This window comes from Streptomyces sp. FXJ1.172 (assembly GCF_001636945.3).
Classification (GTDB): domain Bacteria; phylum Actinomycetota; class Actinomycetes; order Streptomycetales; family Streptomycetaceae; genus Streptomyces.
Genome location: NZ_CP119133.2, coordinates 5611566 through 5629037, shown reverse-complemented (window position 1 = coordinate 5629037; position 17472 = coordinate 5611566). Strand labels below are relative to the sequence as shown.

General features: G+C 73.6%; 12 protein-coding genes and 2 pseudogenes. 5 read left to right on the top strand and 9 right to left on the bottom strand.

The genetic code is table 11. The annotated features are described in order from the left end of the window. Positions 1-52: 52 nt before the first annotated feature. The 5 genes from manA to A6P39_RS25190 form a co-directional block, all read right to left on the bottom strand. A complete protein-coding gene (gene manA / locus A6P39_RS25210) occupies positions 53-1204 on the bottom strand; it encodes a mannose-6-phosphate isomerase, class I (protein WP_067039015.1) in 1152 nt (383 codons plus the stop codon). A gap of 242 nt (positions 1205-1446) precedes the next feature. Beyond that, positions 1447-2574 (bottom strand): SIS domain-containing protein, encoded by a 1128-nt coding sequence (locus A6P39_RS25205; protein ID WP_067039016.1) that lies wholly within the window; start codon positions 2572-2574, stop codon positions 1447-1449. 122 nt (positions 2575-2696) lie between these two features. Then, on the bottom strand, positions 2697-2867 hold the full coding sequence (locus A6P39_RS25200) for a Trm112 family protein (RefSeq protein WP_014673093.1): 171 nt from the start codon (positions 2865-2867) through the stop codon (positions 2697-2699). A 182-nt stretch (positions 2868-3049) separates the two neighbouring features. Beyond that, positions 3050-4414 (bottom strand): phosphomannomutase/phosphoglucomutase, encoded by a 1365-nt coding sequence (locus A6P39_RS25195; RefSeq protein ID WP_067039017.1) that lies wholly within the window; start codon positions 4412-4414, stop codon positions 3050-3052. 151 nt (positions 4415-4565) lie between these two features. Beyond that, the gene (locus A6P39_RS25190) at positions 4566-4988 is read right to left on the bottom strand and encodes a DUF3499 domain-containing protein (protein WP_078967596.1); all 423 of its coding nucleotides are present in this window, start codon (positions 4986-4988) and stop codon (positions 4566-4568) included. A gap of 483 nt (positions 4989-5471) precedes the next feature. Here A6P39_RS25190 and A6P39_RS25185 point away from each other — a divergent pair, with 483 nt between their 5' ends. After that, positions 5472-5924 (top strand): metallopeptidase family protein, encoded by a 453-nt coding sequence (locus A6P39_RS25185; RefSeq protein ID WP_079133066.1) that lies wholly within the window; start codon positions 5472-5474, stop codon positions 5922-5924. Positions 5925-5988: 64 nt separating this feature from the next. Here the strand turns inward: A6P39_RS25185 and A6P39_RS25180 are convergent, their stop codons facing one another. The 3 genes from A6P39_RS25180 to A6P39_RS25170 all read right to left on the bottom strand — a co-directional run bounded on the left by A6P39_RS25180 (position 5989) and on the right by A6P39_RS25170 (position 11672). Beyond that, a complete protein-coding gene (locus A6P39_RS25180; RefSeq protein ID WP_067039019.1) occupies positions 5989-7548 on the bottom strand; it encodes a DUF5719 family protein in 1560 nt (519 codons plus the stop codon). After that, positions 7545-11237 (bottom strand): glycosyltransferase family 2 protein, encoded by a 3693-nt coding sequence (locus tag A6P39_RS25175; RefSeq protein WP_079133067.1) that lies wholly within the window; start codon positions 11235-11237, stop codon positions 7545-7547. Before A6P39_RS25175 ends, A6P39_RS25180 begins: the two co-directional genes overlap by 4 nt. A gap of 171 nt (positions 11238-11408) precedes the next feature. Continuing rightward, positions 11409-11672 (bottom strand): WhiB family transcriptional regulator, encoded by a 264-nt coding sequence (locus A6P39_RS25170; protein ID WP_003975777.1) that lies wholly within the window; start codon positions 11670-11672, stop codon positions 11409-11411. A 612-nt stretch (positions 11673-12284) separates the two neighbouring features. Here A6P39_RS25170 and A6P39_RS25165 point away from each other — a divergent pair. From A6P39_RS25165 to A6P39_RS25150, 4 genes and pseudogenes are all read left to right on the top strand, one after another. Continuing rightward, entirely contained in the window at positions 12285-12791 is a 507-nt protein-coding gene (locus tag A6P39_RS25165) for a cysteine dioxygenase (RefSeq protein WP_067039020.1), read from the top strand. 113 nt (positions 12792-12904) lie between these two features. Further along, entirely contained in the window at positions 12905-13864 is a 960-nt protein-coding gene (cofD, locus tag A6P39_RS25160; protein WP_067039021.1) for a 2-phospho-L-lactate transferase, read from the top strand. Further along, complete coding sequence (locus tag A6P39_RS25155; protein WP_067039022.1) at positions 13861-15177, top strand: coenzyme F420-0:L-glutamate ligase; 1317 nt, start codon at positions 13861-13863, stop codon at positions 15175-15177. The genes cofD and A6P39_RS25155 overlap by 4 nt, the downstream gene beginning before the upstream one ends. Positions 15178-15266: 89 nt before the next feature. Continuing rightward, a pseudogene (locus A6P39_RS25150) lies at positions 15267-16265 on the top strand (DNA-3-methyladenine glycosylase family protein); the annotation flags it as partial. Between the two features lie 70 nt (positions 16266-16335). Here the strand turns inward: A6P39_RS25150 and A6P39_RS25145 are convergent. Beyond that, positions 16336-17415, bottom strand: a pseudogene (locus A6P39_RS25145) (sugar phosphate nucleotidyltransferase); the annotation flags it as partial. Between the last annotated feature and the right edge of the window lie 57 nt (positions 17416-17472).

Here is a 17472-nt window from a genome sequence, read left to right as displayed (position 1 = left end):
CCATTCTTGCAGCCCGGCCGGGCCCCGGTGCGTCAGGTATCCACAGCCCCGGTCATACGATCACAGTGGCGCGGAACACGGTTCCCGCGCCGCAGACCTCGGCCTTCTCGCCCGCCGGGACGAAGACCGACTGGCCCGGTCCCAGCTCGTGCTCGCCCGCGCGGACGGAACCGGCCGTGCACAGCAGGATCTGCGGGGTGTCGAGGGCGAGGTCGCGAGCGGCGGCGCCCTCGGCGAGCACGTACCGGGACAGGCGGAACTCGTCGATCGGCGTCTCGTAGACCTCCTCGCCGTCCGGGGAGGCCTCGGGGCGCAGCACGCCCGGGTCGCCGGCCTCGAAGCGGACGATGCGCAGCAGTTCGGGGACGTCGACGTGCTTGGGGGTCAGGCCGCAGCGCAGCACGTTGTCGGAGTTGGCCATGATCTCGACGCCGAGGCCGTTCAGGTACGCGTGCGGGATGCCGGCGCCGAGGAACAGGGCCTCGCCGGGCTGCAGGCGGACGTGGTTCAGCAGCATGGCCGCGATGACACCGGGGTCGCCCGGGTAGTGGTGGGCGAGGTCGGCGTAGGGGGCGTAGTCGCCGCCGAGGCGGGTGGCGGCGGCGGTGGTCTCGGCGACCGTGTGTGCCATCTCCTCCGGGTCGGCGGTGAGGATCGCGGTGAGGACCTCGCGCAGGGCCGCGTCCTCGGGGCGGGCGTGCAGCAGGTCGACGTACGGCTTGAGGGAGTCGACGCCGAGCCCGGCGAGGAGGCCGGCGGCCTGGAGGGGGTCGCGGAAGCCGCACAGGCCGTCGAACTCGGTGAGCGCGCAGATCAGTTCGGGCTTGTGGTTGGCGTCCTTGTAGTTGCGGTGCGGGGCATCGGCCGGGATGCCGCGGCGCTCCTCGTCCTCGTAACCCTCCTTCGCCTGCTCCAGGTTGGGGTGCACCTGGAGGGAGAGGGGCGCGCCGGCCGCGAGGATCTTGAGCAGGAAGGGCAGGTGCGGGCCGAACTTCGCCACGGCCGCCTTGCCCAGCTCGGCCTCCGGGTTCGCGTCGATGACCTCGACGAGGCTCCCGCGCGTGGTGCGCGAGGGGGCGCCCGGGTGTGCGCCCATCCACATCTCCGCCTGCGGTTCACCGGTCGGCTCGACGCCGGTCAGGTGTGGGATGGCGGTCGGGGAACCCCAGGCGTAGGGGCGGATGGTGTTGTCGAGGCGGTCCATGTGTATGTGTCTTCTCTGTCTGTCGCTGTCGTTCGTACGTACATTGCTCGGTCCGTACATTGCTCGGTCCGCACGCTGCTCGGTCCGTACGCTGCTCGGTCCGTACGCTGCTCGGTCCGTACGCTGCTCGGTCCGTACGCTGCTCGGTCCGTACGCTGCTCGGTCCGTACGCTGCTCGGTCCGTACGCTGCTCGGTCGGCGTCGGCCGCTCAGGGGCGCGGGTGCTCCGGCCCTTAGCCAGATCAGGCCCTCGAAGCGAGCGCCAGGTAAACGGCGGCGAAATCCGTGACGGCGATCAGTTCCGCGAGGGTCTCGAGTTCGCCGCCCTCCTCCGGTTCGAGTTCGCTGATCGGCGTGTCGTGGCTGAGGGCCAGGTCGCGGGCGGCGGGGGCGGCGGTGAGGCCGCTGATCGGGCGGTCGCGGAGCAGCACCACGCGCGCGTGCAGCGCGGGCGCCTCCTCCACACGGTCGCGGAAGAAGTCGTCGGGGTCGGCGCTGGCGGCCAGCGGGCCGGCCAGCAGGGCGCTGTGCGCGGTGAGCGCCTCGGGGAGTTCCGCGACGAGCGCGGGGCGGCCGGAGAGTTCGGCGAGGGCGGCGGCGAAGCGGCGTCCGGCGGGACCCGCCGGGGTGCCTTCCGTCCAGACCACCGGCAGGGCGTCGGCGAGTTCGGCGGCGAGGGTCTTGGCCGGGTTGCTGTACGTGGCGATGGCGGGGCCGCAGCGCTCGGCGACGTGGTCCAGCCGGTCGGCGACCTTCTCGAGCACATCGGGCGGGGCGCTGAGCAGCCCGATGCGGTCCAGCAGGGCCAGCAGCGGGGTGAGCAGCGCCCAGAAGACGCCCGAGGAGGACGCGGCGAGCGGTTCGTCCTGGTCGTACGGCGCTGTCGCCATCGGTACGAACAGGCCGTGCACTCCGGTGACGGCCTCGGCGAGCGGGGTGCGGGGCGGGGCCACGGCGACGACCGAGCAGCCGCGGCGGTAGGCCTGGTCGGTGAGGAGGGAGAGGCTGGGTTCGGTGCCGTCCGGGGTGGCGATCAGGAGCAGGTCCACGGAACCGGCCCAGCCCGGCAGCTCCCAGCGCAGGGCGCCGGCGGCCGGGGCGACGCCGGTGGGGTCCAGGCGGACCACGGGGCTGCCGACGCCGGCCAGTGCGCCGATCAGGTCGGCGGTGTGGGTGGCGGCGGCGCCGGGGCCGGCGATCAGGACGGCGCGGGGGCGGCCGTCGGGCTTGAGGTCGCCGACGCCGGCCTCGGTGGCGTGCCGGACGGCGGTGCGGACGCGGGCGCCGGCCTCGGCGGCACCGCGCAGCAGGCCTCGGCGGTCGGCCTCGGCGAGGCCCTCCGGGGTGTCGAGCAGCGATTCGTCCAGCATGGGCGGCAGCCTCCGATCGCCGGGGTCCTGTGCGGAGCCTTCCAGGGGTGGGCGCCCTTTCGCTGTGCGGTGGGCGCCGGTTCGCTACGCCGTGAGCGTGTTCGTCTCCACGGTTTCTACCGTCACTCGGGGCGGCGGGCCTCGTCCACGAGGAGGACCGGGATGCCGTCGCGGACGGGGTAGGCGAGGCCGCAGTCCTGGCCCGTGCAGATCAGCTCGGTGTCCTGCTCCTTGAGGGGGGCGTGGCAGGCCGGGCAGGCGAGGATCTCCAGGAGGCCGGCTTCGAGCGGCATGAGGTGTCCCTTCGGGGCTGGGTTTCTTTGGCCGCTGGTCAGCGTACCGCTGCTGGGCAGGTTGAGCCGGGCTGCAGGTGCCAGGGCGGGGCCGGCCCGGCCGTGCCGGACGCCGAGCCGGCCCGGGCACCCCGGGCCCAGCCCTGTCAGCCCTGTCAGCCCTGTCAGCCCTGTCAGCCCTGTCAGCCCCTGATGATCGTCAGGGCCTCGTCCCTGATCTGTGCCATCGTGGCCTCGTCCTTCGCCTCGGCGTTCAGGCGCAGGAGGGGCTCCGTGTTGGAGGGGCGGACGTTGAACCACCAGTCGGCCGCGGCGACCGTGAGGCCGTCGAGGTCGTCCAGGGTGACGTCGGCGCGGTTCCCGTACGCGGCGCGGATCGCGGCGAGGCGGTCGGCCTGGTCGGCGACGGTGGAGTTGATCTCGCCGGAGCCGACGTAGCGGTCGTACTGGGCCACGAGGGCGGAGAGGGGGCCGTCCTGGCCGCCGAGGGCCGCGAGGACGTGCAGGGCGGCCAGCATGCCCGTGTCGGCGTTCCAGAAGTCCTTGAAGTAGTAGTGCGCGGAGTGCTCACCGCCGAAGATCGCGCCGGTGCGGGCCATCTCGGCCTTGATGAAGGAGTGGCCGACGCGGGTGCGGACCGGGGTGCCGCCGTTCTCCTTCACGACCTCCGGGACCGCGCGGGAGGTGATCAGGTTGTGGATGATCGTGCCCTGGCCACCGTGGCGGGCCAGCTCCCGGTCGGCCACCAGCGCGGTGATCGCGGACGGGGAGACCGGGTCGCCGTTCTCGTCCACGACGAAGCAGCGGTCGGCGTCGCCGTCGAAGGCGAGACCGAGGTCGGCGCCCTCCTCCCGGACCCGCTTCTGCAGGTCCACGAGGTTGGCCGGGTCGAGCGGGTTGGCCTCGTGGTTCGGGAAGGTGCCGTCCAGTTCGAAGTACATCGGGACGAGGTCCAGGGGCAGGCCGGCGAAGACCGTGGGGACCGTGTGGCCGCCCATGCCGTTGCCGGCGTCGACCACGACCTTCAGGGGGCGGATGGAGGTCAGGTCGACGAGGGAGAGGAGGTGCGCCGCGTAGTCCGTCAACGTCTCGCGCGACGACAGGGTTCCCGGCTGGGCGGCCGGCTCGGGGGCGCCCGACTCCAGCCACTTCTCGACCAGTTCGCGGATCTGCGCGAGGCCGGTGTCCTGGCCGACCGGGGCGGCGCCCGCGCGGCACAGCTTGATGCCGTTGTACTGGGCCGGGTTGTGGGAGGCGGTGAACATGGCGCCGGGCAGGTTCAGCGCGCCCGAGGCGTAGTACAGCTGGTCCGTGGAGCACAGGCCGATCTCGGTGACGTCCACGCCGCGGTCCGCCGCGCCGCGCGCGAAGGCGCGGGTGAGGCCCGGGGACGAGGGCCGCATGTCATGGCCGACGACGATCGCCGCGGCGCCCGTCACCTCCGCGAAGGCGGCGCCGAAGAGTCCGGCCAGAGTCTCGTCCCACTGGTCCGGAACCACTCCCCGTACGTCGTACGCCTTCACGATCTGCGACAGATCAACAGCCACGGCCAACCCTCCTGAAAGTTCTATGGGTGCACACAAACTACCCGTCGGGGGTAAGGGCGAGGTGTGCGGACACCATGCGGACACCATGTGGAAGCTGAGCCGTGACCGGCGCGGCCCCCGGGATCCGGGGTGGGTCCCCGGACCAGGATGGTCAGTTGTCCGGGGAGCGCAGGACCCGGAGATGGCCGCGACGGGCGACCTCCATCGGGTCCGCCGTGCGGGCTCCGCCGCCCGCCTCGGCCGCGCGCTCCTGGGGGCGGGCCGCCTCGCGCACGGCGTTGGCGAGGGCTTCGAGGTCGTCGCCGCTGGGGCGGGCGGGGGCCGAGCCGTCCAGGAGGCGTACGACTTCCCAGCCGCGCGGGGCGGTGAGGCGCTCGGAGTGCTCGGCGCACAGGTCGTAGCAGTGGGGTTCGGCGTAGGTGGCGAGCGGGCCGAGGACCGCGGTCGAGTCGGCGTAGACGTACGTCAGCGTCGCCACGGCGGGTCGGCCGCAGGCGGTGCGCGAACAGCGACGTACAGGGCTCACGACGTTGGACGGTACCGCACTCTTGAGCGGGCCGCGACGACTCTCCACCAGGTCACTCCACCGTGTCGTGCTGTGAAACGCCCCACACACCCCTTCGGGGAGGCCCAGTTGACCTGCGTGGACGGGGTTCCCGGCGGATCGTGGCCGGGATTGGATCCGGTCATGAGTCGGTACAAACACCGTCAATTGCCTTGAGTTCGGCGGTCTTGGAGGGATACGGAAACGGGCCAGACGTTGGCCGGAACGGTCATCCTGCGACACGGGGCGAGTTGCGGCCGACGGGCGCGGGTGGGGCCGATCGGCGGCGGGCCGATCGGCAGAGAGAGCGGATCGGCACAGAGCTGATCGGCCGAGGACCGACCGGAGGACCGACCGGAGGGCTGACGGGAGGGCCGATGGGGGGCTGATGGGAGGGTTGATCGAAGGGGTGGGGAGTCCCTTGCGGTGGGGCGGGCAGGCGCGGTCGGCCCGGGGACCGTTGTCGTGTGGAGCCGGGCGGGGGGCGCGGGCGGGGACTACGCTTCACCAGTGATGGACAACCGTGTACCGCCTCGTGCCGCCGGCCCCGGGCCCCGTCGACGTGATCGCCACGGGCGGGGCATGCGAGGGCCGATCGCACCGCCGCAGGTGCCTCTCGCGGCCAGCCGCGCCGACGTGTTCGCGGACCTGGTGCAGGACTCCGTGGAGCGCCTTGAGCGGCGGTGGCCGCAGCTCGCCGACGTCGACTTCCTCGTGCTGGAGGTGCCCCGCCTGGACGGGCGGGGCGATCAGGTGTGGAGTGACGAGGCCGTGCCGCTGGGCGGGGTCGTCCCCGCGCGGGACGGTCGGCGGGCGCGGGTCGTCGTCTACCGGCGGCCGGTGGAGATCCGCACGAAGGGGCGGGACGAGCGGGCCGCGCTGGTGCACGAGGTGGTCGTGGAGCAGGTTGCCGAGCTGCTGGGGCTGACTCCGGAGACCGTGGATCCGCGCTACGGGGAGGATTAGGCCGGGCCCTCTCCTCCCGCACTCCGCCTGCTCCCCGTCGCCCTGCTGTCGCAGCACCGGGACGTCACTTCTGCACAACCGAGAAGTCCTCACCCGTCTGCGGCACGGCGACCATCCCGCGGTCGTTCGGCAGGGTCTGGACCGTGAAGCCGGGGACTCCCCCTTCTGTGGCCGTCAGGGTGCGGGAGGCGTAGACCGGGCCGCCCGAGGTGGTCTCGACGGTGAGGGCGTAGGTGCCCTGGAGGCCGGAGGGGACGGGGGCGTCGACGTTCTGGGTCGTGCCGGACTTGATCGTGTACGTCTTCGTCGCCGCCGTGCCGCCGTCACTGCCCGCCGAGGCGGTGACCTTGACCGTGGCCGTGGCGGTGGGCGCGGTCAGGGCGAGGGTGGTGCCCTTGGCGCTGTTGTCGGCCGACGTCGCGCGCGTGCCGACGGGGGCGGTGGCCGGGATGAAGGCCGTCTCCTGCTTGTCGCCCTTGCCGCGGACGACCTGGAGCGCCGCCACGATGGGGACCTGCTGGTCCGTGGGGGTCAGCACCAGGGAGCCCGCCTCGCCGCGGGTGACGGCGCCGAGATCGGCCGTGGTCGTCATGCCGGACTTCACGTGCAGGGTCTCGTTGCCGGCCGGGGTGATCAGGCCGCCGGGCGAGGCCAGGCGGACTTTCAGGTCGGCGTCGTCGCCGCCGGGGGTGAAGGCGATCAGCCGGACGTCGGTGGCGTCCTTGGGGATGCCGGGCAGGACGAGGCTGGGGGCCGGGTCGGCGGCCGCGGCCAGCCAGTCGCCGCCCGCCTTGTCGTCCAGGGCCTGTACGGCCGCACCGACCCGGCCGCTGCGCACGCTGACGTGCACGGTCAGGTCGGGCTGCCGTTCGTCGGTGAGCGTGGAGAGCAGGATCGGCTTGCTCGCGTGCGGCGGGACCGTGAGGTTCTCGCCGAGCGGGGACTTGATCGCGCCGTCCTTGCCGTACAGCTCGATGTCGACGACGGCGGCGGAGTCGTCGGGGTTGGTCAGGTGCACGTAGTCGGTGCGGTCGGCGGACGTGCTGGCGCCCGGGAACCAGAACTCGGTGTCCGCGGCGCTGCAGTTGACGCCCAGGAGACCACGGCCGGTGCCGGCGGCCACCTCGGTGGTCTCCTGGACGCTCCAGCCGGGCGCGTACTTGCCGTCGGCGGTGCCGATGAGCGCGGGCCCGTCGGAGCCGGAGGTGTTGCCGGTGACCGGGGTGCCGGGCGCCTTGGGGGTGAGGACCGGCTGGACCGCGGTCTTCTTCGCGCCCTTGGCTCCCTGGGATCCCTTGGCGCCCTTGGATCCCTTGCCCGTCTGGGAGCCGCCGGACTGGGAGTTGCCCGTGCCGTCCGCCGATTGCTCGGCGGCCGCCTGGAGTTGGGCCGTGCCACTGCTCGTCGTGCCCTCGGTGACGGGCGTGAACGAGGTGTACGACGTGTCGGCGATGTCCGAGATGCTCGGTGCCGGGCAGAGCAGGCTCGTGCGCTCCACGGGGAGGTTGGCGGCCGCTCTGGACGCGGCGGCGCCGGAGGCGGACGGGCCGTCGAGCGCGGCGAACGCGGTGATGGCGGCCAGCGCGGTGGTGCCGGCGATCAGGGACAGGGTGGTGCGGTTCACTGCTGGCTCCCGTCGGGGCGCTCGCTGCCGGTGCCGTGGGGGTGCTGGGCCGGGTCGTAGCCCTGCTGGGCGGGGTCGTACGCCGGGTCGTAGCCCTGCTGGTAGGCCGTCGGGTCGTACGGCATCTGCTCGGCCGTGCCGCCGTAGGCGTACGGGTCGTACTGGCCCGTCTGGTACGGGTCGTGCGCGTAGGCCTGCTGGTCGTAACCGGGGGTCTGGTACTGCCCGCCGGGCTGGAACTGGTCGGCCGCGTAGCCGTCGTAGCCGTCGTAGCCGGTGTTCGCGTAGGCGGCCTGGTCCCAGTCGCCGTAGGGCTGCTGGTGGGGTACGGCCGCGGCCGCCGGGGGCTCCTGCGGCATCGCGGGCGCGGCGGCCTGCTCCTCCTGCTGCTCCGTGGCCTGCTCCGCGGCCTGCTCCTCGGCCTGGGCGCGCAGGCGGCGGGCGCGGCGGCCCTCGCCCGTGGCGGCCTGGGCGGGCAGGGGCTCCGCCTCGGGCATGTCGTCGTCGACGTCACGGCGGCGGCCGGGCAGGGCGAGGACGACCAGGACGACGGCGAGCGCGCCCTGGGCCCACAGCCAGGCGGTGTGGGTGATGGGGTCGTCGTAGGTGACGTCCAGCCTGCCGCCGGACGCGGGCAGTTGGAAGCCCTGGGCCCAGCCGTCGACCGTGGTGCGGGTGAGCGGCTTGCCGTCCAGGGTGGCCGTCCAGCCGGCGGAGGCGGTGTCGGCGAGGCGCAGGACGCGGCCGTCGGCGCCCGCCGGGACCGTCGTGTGGATCTCCACCGGTCCCGCGCTGACCGGCTGGGCGGTGCCCGAGCCGCCCGCCGGGACGATGGTGGCGCGGGAGACCTCCTGGTCGACACGCCACAGGGCGCTGCCGCCCTGCTGGCTGAGCCGGGTCAGGCCGGGCGTGGCGTCGAGGACGCGGGTGAAGTCGCGGGGCGCGCCCTTGTGGACGAGGACGTAGCGCACGGCGAAGCCGCCGAGCTGGTCGGCCTGGTCGGCGCCGGAGCCGGCGACGAGGTTGGCGACGATCTTGTCCAGCCGGGCGTTCTCGCCGTCGGCGGCGCCGAGTTCGGCATCGCCCATGCGGGCGCCGGAGCCGCGGACCAGGGTGTAGCGCACGCGCGCGGTGGAGTCGCTGTCGAGGATCAGGGTGCGGGCCCGGTCGCCGGTGGTGGAGTCCTCGGCGACGAACGCGGGCACCTGGGTCGGGTCGCGACGCTCCAGGGGGCCGCCGGCGCCGCCGATCATCCAGCCGGCGGCGACGAGCAGCGGGCCCGCGGCGGAGGCGAAGGCGATCAGGGCGGCGACGGGCTGGCGCCAGCCGAAGCTCTGCTCGGCCACACGCGAGCGTGCGCCGTCGGCGCCGAGGGCGGCGGCGGACAGCAGGGCGATGCCGTAGACGAGGGTGGCCGGTCCGGCCCAGGCGGACCGGTTGGACAAGGCGGCGAAGACGAGGCCGACGAGGGCGACGGCCCAGGCGGTGCGGATGCCCAGATGGCGCTCGGAGCGCAGGAGCGCGGCGAGTGCGGCGAGGACGATGCCGAGGAGCATCAGGCCGTGCACGGTGCCCGCTCCGCCGGGGCTGGCGCCGAGCAGGTCGAGCGCGGAGGCGGTCGAGGGGCCGTAGTCCAGGCCGGCTTCCTTGAAGAAGCCGGCCGGCAGGAGGGTCAGCGACCAGGGGGCGAGGAGCAGCAGCGGGGTGCCGAGCTGGGCGAGGAAGCGCAGGGCATGGGCGACGAGGTCGCCGCGGCGCAGGACCAGCACGCCGAGGCCGAGGAGCAGCGCGATGGGCCACACGATCGGCGTGAAGGCGGTGGTGATGGTCAGCAGAAGGGCGTATGCCCAGGTGGCGCGCCAACTGCCGCGTGCGCCGGAGCGGTTCGCGAGGCCGCTCGCGGCGATGCCCGCGCGCGCGATGAGCGGCAGCAGCACGGCGAGGACGGCGGTGCCGATGCGGCCGCCGGCCAGGGCGCCGGTGGTGGCGGGCAGGAAGGCGTAGGCGATGGCCGCCCACGCGCGCAGCAGCCGGGAGGTGACGAGCGGCCGGGAGGCGAAGTAGGCGGTAAAGCCGGCGAGCGGCACCGAGGCGACCAGCAGGACGGTGACCGCGAGCCCGGTGGAGCCGAACAGGATCGTGGCGAGCGTCGCGACGATCGCGAGGTAGGGCGGCGCGGGCGGGGTGCCGCCCGCGCCCACCGGGTGCCAGGAGTCGGCGAAGCGGGACCACAGCTCGCCGACGCCGGCCGGGGCGGGCAGCAGGGCGCCGCCGGTGAGCGCGCCGCTGCCGAGCAGGGCGCGGCAGGCGGCCAGGGAGATGAGCAGCAGCGCGAGGAAGAGCACCGGGCCGGGCTTGCGGGCGATCCGCTTGAGCCGGGCGAACTGCTCGACCTCCAGGAACTCGGCGTCGTCGCCGCCGGGCCCGGACTCCACCGCGCCGCCGTGCCGGCCGGCGGAGGAGGTGTCGGGGTCGGAGCCGCCGGAGAAGTTGCCCGCGATCTGCTCGACGGTGGCCCGGACGGTGGCGCCGGGCGGTGGCAGGAGCTGGCGCAGTTCACCCTTGTCGATCTGCGAGGGGCCGCGGCGACGCCGGGCGGCGATGATCCGCTCGGGGCGCAGCAGGGTGCTCAGCAGGCCGCGGATCTCGTCGACGGCCTGGCCCGGGACCTTGCCGACGAGGTAGGCGACGGTCCGCAGGACGGTGCCGATGACGAGCCGGAGCAGCACCCAGGGCAGCGCGGCGCCGCGGGTGTTGGCGAGGAGCGTGTAGACGGCGCCGGCCTTGTCGACCTTGTGCGGGGAGGCGGCGGTGCGGCCCACGCAGTCGACGGTGCGGCGCTCGCGGGAGGCGGCCTCGGCGTGCCGTACGACCGCTTCGGGGGCGATGAGGACGCGGTGGCCGGCGGTGTGGGCGCGCCAGCACAGGTCGACATCGTCGCGCATCAGGGGCAGCCTGCGGTCGAAGCCGCCGAGCTGCTCGAAGACGTCTCGCCGGATGAGCATGCCGGCGGTGGACACCGACAGCACGGTGCGCACGTGGTCGTGCTGGCCCTGGTCCTGTTCGCGGCGGTCCAGGCCGGTCCAGCGGCGGCCGGAGTTGGCGATGGAGACGCCGACCTCGAGCAGTTGCCGGCGGTCGTACCAGCCGCGCAGTTTGGGGCCGACGACCGCCACGTCGTCGCGGCCCAGCTCGAGTTCGTTCTCGATGACCCGCAGCAGCTGGGCGAGGGCGTCGGGTTCGGGGGCGCTGTCGTCGTGCAGCAGCCAGAGCCACTGGACGGGGTCGCCGTGCGGGAGTTCGGGCAGGTCGTAGGCGTCGTCGCGCCAGGAGCGGGTGACCGGGTCCCAGCCGCTCGGGCGTTTGAGGTACGGCAGCTCTTCCGGGGTGAGGAGCGGGGCGGTGCGGCTCGCCTCCTCCACGGCCTGGCCGAAGCCGGTGCGGCGGGCGAGGTGCAGGACGTTGCCGTCGCCGAGGGCTTCGGTGAGCAGCCGGGCGGAGTCGTCCGCGCTGCCGGTGTCGGCCGCGACCGCGTGCTGGACCGGGCGCTCCTGGCCGAGCAGCCCGGCGAGGGCGTCGGGCAGCCAGCGGGCACCGTCGTGGGCGACGAGGACCGCGGTGACGACATGACGCGGGAACTCAGGCGTGGCAGCAGGGTCTTGGGCTGCCGTGTGGCTGTGCACGGACATCGAGGTACGGGCCCCGGTTCGATGGACTGCGGTGGACACCCGTGCCGTGCGGGGACGGCGGGGTGTCTCGGACGAGCGCCCACACTATCGGCTGCCCATGACGACGGCCCGCCGCCTGTGGACAACCTACTGGCGACGGGCCGTTCGTGACGTTTTCGTGTGGATGTGTGATCAAACGGCGGCCTTCTTCAGGCGGCGGCGCTCCCGCTCGGACAGGCCGCCCCAGATGCCGAAGCGCTCGTCGTTGGCGAGGGCGTACTCGAGGCATTCGGAGCGGACCTCGCAGGCGAGGCAGACCTTCTTCGCCTCTCTGGTGGAGCCGCCCTTCTCGGGGAAGAAGGACTCGGGGTCGGTCTGGGCGCACAGCGCGCGCTCCTGCCAGCCGAGTTCCTCGTCCGCGTCGTCGACCAGCAGTTGCTGCACCAGCTCGGTCATGTGCGCCCCTCGTCTGTCTTTCGCGTCCCCGTGCGTCAGCCGTTACCGATTTCGGCTGAACGACACGAGTGAAATTACAAGTGTGCTGCTCCGGGCGAGTCAAGCCGAGATCTGCTATTGGGCCCGTTATTCACTCTGCGGAACCAAGGCCGTGCGGAAAGTGTTCAAATCGCCATATACCTTGACACGCAGTCGAGGCCCGAGGGGCGGTCGAACCCGTACACACCTCTGTACGAAGAAGGACGGCTCCGCGTTCGATCGCGTTGCAACGAGGCTTGAGCGCTCGGTTGTGCCGCATGTGTCCGGAGGTCCGGGTGAACAAACCTTTCACCTGACAGAAGAACCGGATGAGGTGAAGCGTGTCCCATATATCGGGCGCCGAGTTGACAGCACAGGTGTGAACCGCTGTCCTAGTGGGCATGCTCGCGCACTTGGCTCCCACCTCGACCCGCACCGCCGGGTCCCTCGGTGCTGCCCGGGCGCGCTGTAGCTGTTGTTGCTGTTCCAGCTGTTGAGCCACACCTCGCTCCAGCTGCAGGCCGTGTCCCCCTGGGACGCGGTTCCTGTTCCCCGTTCCCACCGGCCTTCCTTCACCGAGGAACCAGCACACCCATGAACAGCGACAACGATCTCCAGATCGCCGGCGACATCCTCGAGGTCCCGCACCTGCTCCAGCCGCCGCGCGAGCACCCGGCCACCGTCGCCGAGTTCGTGGGCCTCGCCCGCGCGATCGCCGCCGACCGCTCCCAGTGGGCCCACCTGGTCCGCTACGACGCGACGACCCGCTGGTACCACCGGCTGCGCACCGGCCCCGGCTACGAGGTGTGGCTGCTGTCCTGGGTGCCGGGACAGGGCAGCGGGCTGCACGACCACGGCCGCTCCTCCGGTGTCCTCACCGTCCTGGAGGGCGCCCTCACCGAGCGCACCGGGCGCGGCACGCGCGCGTTGACGGCGGGCGCCCAGCGGGTGTTCGCGCCGGGGTACGTCCACGAGGTCGTCAACGACGCGCTCGAGCCGGCGGTCAGCCTGCACGTGTACTACCCGGGCCTGACCGAGATGCCCATGCACGCCTCCCCCAACTGCGAGGGGCGCACCGAGCCGCGCCCGGTCACCGCGTGACGGCGTGAGCGTGATGGCTTGACGGCGTGACCGCGTGACGGCCCGAATCCCGACCGGCGCGCGTCCGGCGACTGCCTGACGCGTTGTCGTACCCGCCTGCCAGACTTGGTCCCATGCGCATTGTGGTTCTGGCAGGCGGCATCGGCGGTGCCCGTTTCCTTCGCGGTCTGAAGCGGGCCGTGCCGGACGCGGACGTGACGGTGATCGGCAACACCGGCGACGACATCCATCTCTTCGGGCTGAAGGTCTGCCCGGACCTCGACACGGTGATGTACACGCTGGGCGGCGGCATCAACGAGGAGCAGGGCTGGGGGCGGACCGACGAGACGTTCCGCGTCAAGGAGGAGCTGGCGGCCTACGGGGTCGGGCCCGAGTGGTTCGGCCTCGGCGACCGGGACTTCGCCACGCACATCGTGCGGACCCAGATGCTCGGCGCGGGCTATCCGCTCAGCGCGGTCACCGAGGCGCTGTGCGCCCGCTGGGAGCCGGGCGTGAAGCTGATCCCGATGACCGACGACCGCGTGGAGACACATGTGGCCGTCGAGGTGGACGGCGAGCGCAAGGCGGTCCATTTCCAGGAGTACTGGGTACGGCTGCGCGCCGAGGTCCCGGCGGAGGCGATCGTGCCCGTCGGCGCCGAGCAGGCCAAGCCGGCGCCCGGGGTCCTCGAGGCCATCGCCGCGGCGGACGTCATCCTCTTCCCGCCGTCCAACCCGGTCGTCTCCATCGGCACCATCCTCGCCGTGCCCGGCATCCGGGAGGCCATCGCGGACGCGGGCGTGCCGGTGATCGGCCTGTCCCCCATCGTCGGGGACGCGCCCGTGCGCGGGATGGCCGACAAGGTGCTCGCCGCGGTCGGCGTCCAGTCCACGGCCGCCGCCGTCGCCGAGCACTACGGCTCCGGTCTGCTGGACGGCTGGCTGGTCGACACCGTGGACGCGTCCGCCGTCGGGCGGGTCGAGGCCGACGGCATCCGCTGCCGGGCCGTGCCGCTGATGATGACCGACGTCGACGCGGCCGCGCAGATGGCGCGCGAGGCGCTGGCGCTGGCCGAGGAGGTGCGGACAGCGTGAGCGAGGACTGCCCGGAGTACCCGCAGTACACGGTCCGGGCCCTGTCCGGCATCCCCGAGGTGCAGCCGGGCGACGACCTCGCCAAGCTGATCGCCGCCGCCGAGCCGGGCCTGGCCGACGGCGACGTCCTGCTGGTCACCTCCAAGATCGTCTCCAAGGCCGAGGGCCGGATCATGGAGGCTGCCGACCGGGAGGCGGCGATCGACGCCGAGACGGTCCGGGTGGTGGCCCGCCGCGGCACCCTCCGCATCGTCGAGAACCGGCAGGGCCTGGTCATGGCCGCCGCCGGGGTCGACGCCTCCAACACCCCGGCGGGCACGGTGCTCCTGCTGCCCGAGGACCCGGACGCGTCCGCGCGCGAGATCCGCGCCGGCCTGCGCGCCGCCCTCGGCGTCGACGTGGGCGTGGTCGTCACCGACACCTTCGGGCGGCCCTGGCGCTCGGGGCTCACCGACGTGGCGATCGGCGCCGCCGGCGTGCGCGTGCTGGACGACCTGCGCGGCGGCACCGACGCGTACGGCAATCCGCTCAGCGCGACGATCGTGGCCACGGCGGACGAACTGGCCGCCGCGGGCGACCTGGTCAAGGGCAAGGCGGCCGGGCGGCCGGTAGCCGTCGTACGCGGCCTGCCGCATGTGCTGGACCGGGACGACGCCGAGGGTGCGCGGGCGCTGGTACGCACCGCGCGGGACGACATGTTCCGGCTCGGCACCTCCGAGGCGGTCCGCGAGGCGGTCACCCAGCGGCGCACGGTCCGTGCCTTCACCGACCGGCCCGTGGACCCCGGCGCGGTACGGCGCGCGGTGGCGGCGGCGGTGACCGCGCCGGCCCCGCACCACACCACGCCCTGGCGGTTCGTGCTGCTGGAGTCCGAGGAATCGCGGGTACGGCTGCTGGACGCGATGCGGGACGCCTGGATCGCCGACCTGCGCCGGGACGGCAAGAGCGAGGAGTCCATCGCCAGGCGCGTGCGCCGCGGCGACATCCTGCGGGACGCGCCGTACCTGGTCGTCCCGTGCCTCGTCATGGACGGCTCGCACCACTACGGGGACGCGCGGCGGGACGACGCCGAGCGGGAGATGTTCGTCGTCGCGATGGGCGCGGGCGTGCAGAACTTCCTCGTCGCGCTGGCCGGGGAGCGGCTGGGCTCGGCGTGGGTGTCGTCCACGATGTTCTGCCCGGACGTGGTGCGCGAGGCGCTCGCGCTGCCGGCCCACTGGGATCCCATGGGCGCCGTGGCCGTCGGCCACGGCGCCGAGGAGCCGCGCCCGCGGCCGGAGCGGGAGGCGGGGGCGTTCATCGAGGTGCGGTGAGTGCGGCGTACGCCGCCGTAGCCCTCGCGCACCGCCTAGTCTCGTAGGACGGCCAGTAGGACAACACCGGCTCCCCTGGGATCTCACTCGTGGCAGGACGTTTCACTCAGCGGCCCACGCGCGCGACCGTGCGCGGCGGCCATGCCGGCGTGCCCGCGCGCGGGGCCGCGGGGATACCGCGGCAGGCGGCGGAGCCCGCGCGGGTACGGCGGTGGGTGCCGAACGGGCCGCTCGACCTCGCACTGGTGCTGGGACCGCTGCGGCGCGGGCCCGCCGACCCCACGTTCCGGGCCACCCCGGACGGCTCCGTGTGGCGGGCCAGCCGTACGCCCGCCGGGCCGGGCACGCTGCGGGTGCGCGCGCACGGCGGCGAGGTGCTCGGCGAGGCGTGGGGGCCGGGTGCCCAGTGGCTGCTGGAGGGGCTGCCCGGGCTGCTCGGCGCGGCCGACGATCCGGAGGCGTTCGTGCCGCGGCACCGGGTGGTGGCCCTGGCGCGGCACCGGCGCCCGGGCCTGCGGCTGACGCGGACCGGGCTGGTGCTGGAGTCGTTGATCCCGTCGGTGCTGGAGCAGAAGGTCACGACCGACGAGGCGTACCGGGCGTGGCGGTTGCTCGTACGGAGGTTCGGGGAGCCGGCGCCGGGGCCTGCCGGGGCGTTCGAACGGCCGATGTGGGTGATGCCGGCGCCGCGCGCCTGGGCGCTGATTCCGTCCTGGGAGTGGCATCGCGCCGGGGTCGACGACAAGCGGGCGTCCACGATCCTGCGGGCCGTACGGGTCGCCGCGCGGCTGGAGCAGGCGGTGGGGATGCCGGCGGACGAGGCGCAGGCGCGGCTGGAGGTCGTACCGGGGATCGGGCCGTGGACGTCGGCCGAGGTGGTCCAGCGCAGTCACGGGGCGGCGGACGCGGTGACGGTCGGGGACCTGCATCTGCCGGGGATCGTGGGGTGGGCGCTGGCCGGGGACCGCGATGCCGACGACGCGGAGATGCTGCGCCTGCTTCAGCCGTATGCCGGGCAGCGCCACCGGGCGGCCCGGCTGATCCTGCTCAGCGGTCATGTGCCGGCCCGGCGGGCGCCGGGGGCGCCGGAGGCCCGGGCCGGGGCGCAACCGCGGAGCGCCCGCCGGGGGCGCGGTCCGTGGGGCGCCCCAGACCCAACTGGTCCGAGGAGAAGCGGAGCGCGCCCGCCGGGATGTGGGCGTCGCACCACACCCGGACTCCCTCGCGCAGCTCGTTGTCGGGGCCGACGACCGCGCCGTCGCCGACGACCGTGCCGGTGAGGACGGAGCGTGCGCCGACGCGGGCCTTCGTGCCGATCAGGGAATCGGTGATCACCGCGCCCGGTTCGATGACGGCGCCCGGGAGGATCGTCGAGCCGGAGACACGCGCGCCCTCGGCCACGAACGCGCCCTCGCCCACCACCGTGCCGCCCGTCAGCTTGGCGTCGGGCGCCACCGTGGCCGTGGGCAGGACCAGGCGGTCGCCGCAGCGGCCGGGGACGGCCGGGGACGGGGCGTGGCCGAGGACCAGGTCGGCCGAGCCGCGGACGAAGGCCGCGGGGGTGCCGAGGTCCAGCCAGTACGTGGAGTCGACCATGCCCTGCAGGTGGGCGCCCGCGGCCAGCAGGTCCGGGAACGTCTCGCGTTCCACCGACACCGGGCGGCCCAGCGGGATCGCGTCGATGACCGAGCGGCGGAAGACGTACGCCCCCGCGTTGATCTGGTCGGTGACGATCTCCTCGGGCGTCTGCGGCTTCTCCAGGAAGGCCAGCACCTTGCCCGTCTCGTCGGTCGGGACCAGGCCGAAGGCGCGCGGGTCCGACACCTTCGTCAGATGCAGGGAGACGTCCGCGCCCGTCGACTCGTGGGTGTCGACCAGCGCCTTGATGTCCAGACCCGTGAGGATGTCGCCGTTGAAGATCAGGACCGGCTCGTCGGGGCCGGAGTGCAGACGCGAGGCGACGTTGCGGATGGCACCGCCGGTGCCGAGGGGTTCCTCCTCCGTCACGTACTCGATGGTCAGGCCGAGGGCGGAGCCGTCGCCGAAGTACGGCTCGAAGACCTCGGCCAGATAGCTGGTGGCGAGGACGATGTGGTCCACGCCCGCCGCCTTGGCCCGTGCCAGCTGGTGCGTGAGGAACGGCACGCCGGCGGCCGGGACCATGGGCTTGGGTGTGTGCACCGTGAGCGGACGCAGTCGGGTGCCCTTGCCACCGACCAGGAGGATCGCTTCTGTCACCTGTCGTCTCTGCTTTCTTCCTGCCGGGACCGGTCGAACTAGTCGTTCTTACTCGTT

Excerpts from the sequence above, each read along its gene's own strand:
- A6P39_RS25170 (WP_003975777.1), bottom strand. The coding sequence starts at position 11,672 with ATGACCGAGCTGGTGCAGCAACTGCTGGTCGACGACGCGGACGAGGAA.
- A6P39_RS25185 (WP_079133066.1), top strand. The coding sequence starts at position 5,472 with ATGGACAACCGTGTACCGCCTCGTGCCGCCGGCCCCGGGCCCCGTCGA.
- A6P39_RS25200 (WP_014673093.1), bottom strand. The coding sequence starts at position 2,867 with ATGCCGCTCGAAGCCGGCCTCCTGGAGATCCTCGCCTGCCCGGCCTGC.
- A6P39_RS25175 (WP_079133067.1), bottom strand. The coding sequence starts at position 11,237 with ATGTCCGTGCACAGCCACACGGCAGCCCAAGACCCTGCTGCCACGCCT.
- cofD (WP_067039021.1), top strand. The coding sequence starts at position 12,905 with ATGCGCATTGTGGTTCTGGCAGGCGGCATCGGCGGTGCCCGTTTCCTT.
- A6P39_RS25165 (WP_067039020.1), top strand. The coding sequence starts at position 12,285 with ATGAACAGCGACAACGATCTCCAGATCGCCGGCGACATCCTCGAGGTC.
- A6P39_RS25205 (WP_067039016.1), bottom strand. The coding sequence starts at position 2,574 with ATGCTGGACGAATCGCTGCTCGACACCCCGGAGGGCCTCGCCGAGGCC.
- manA (WP_067039015.1), bottom strand. The coding sequence starts at position 1,204 with ATGGACCGCCTCGACAACACCATCCGCCCCTACGCCTGGGGTTCCCCG.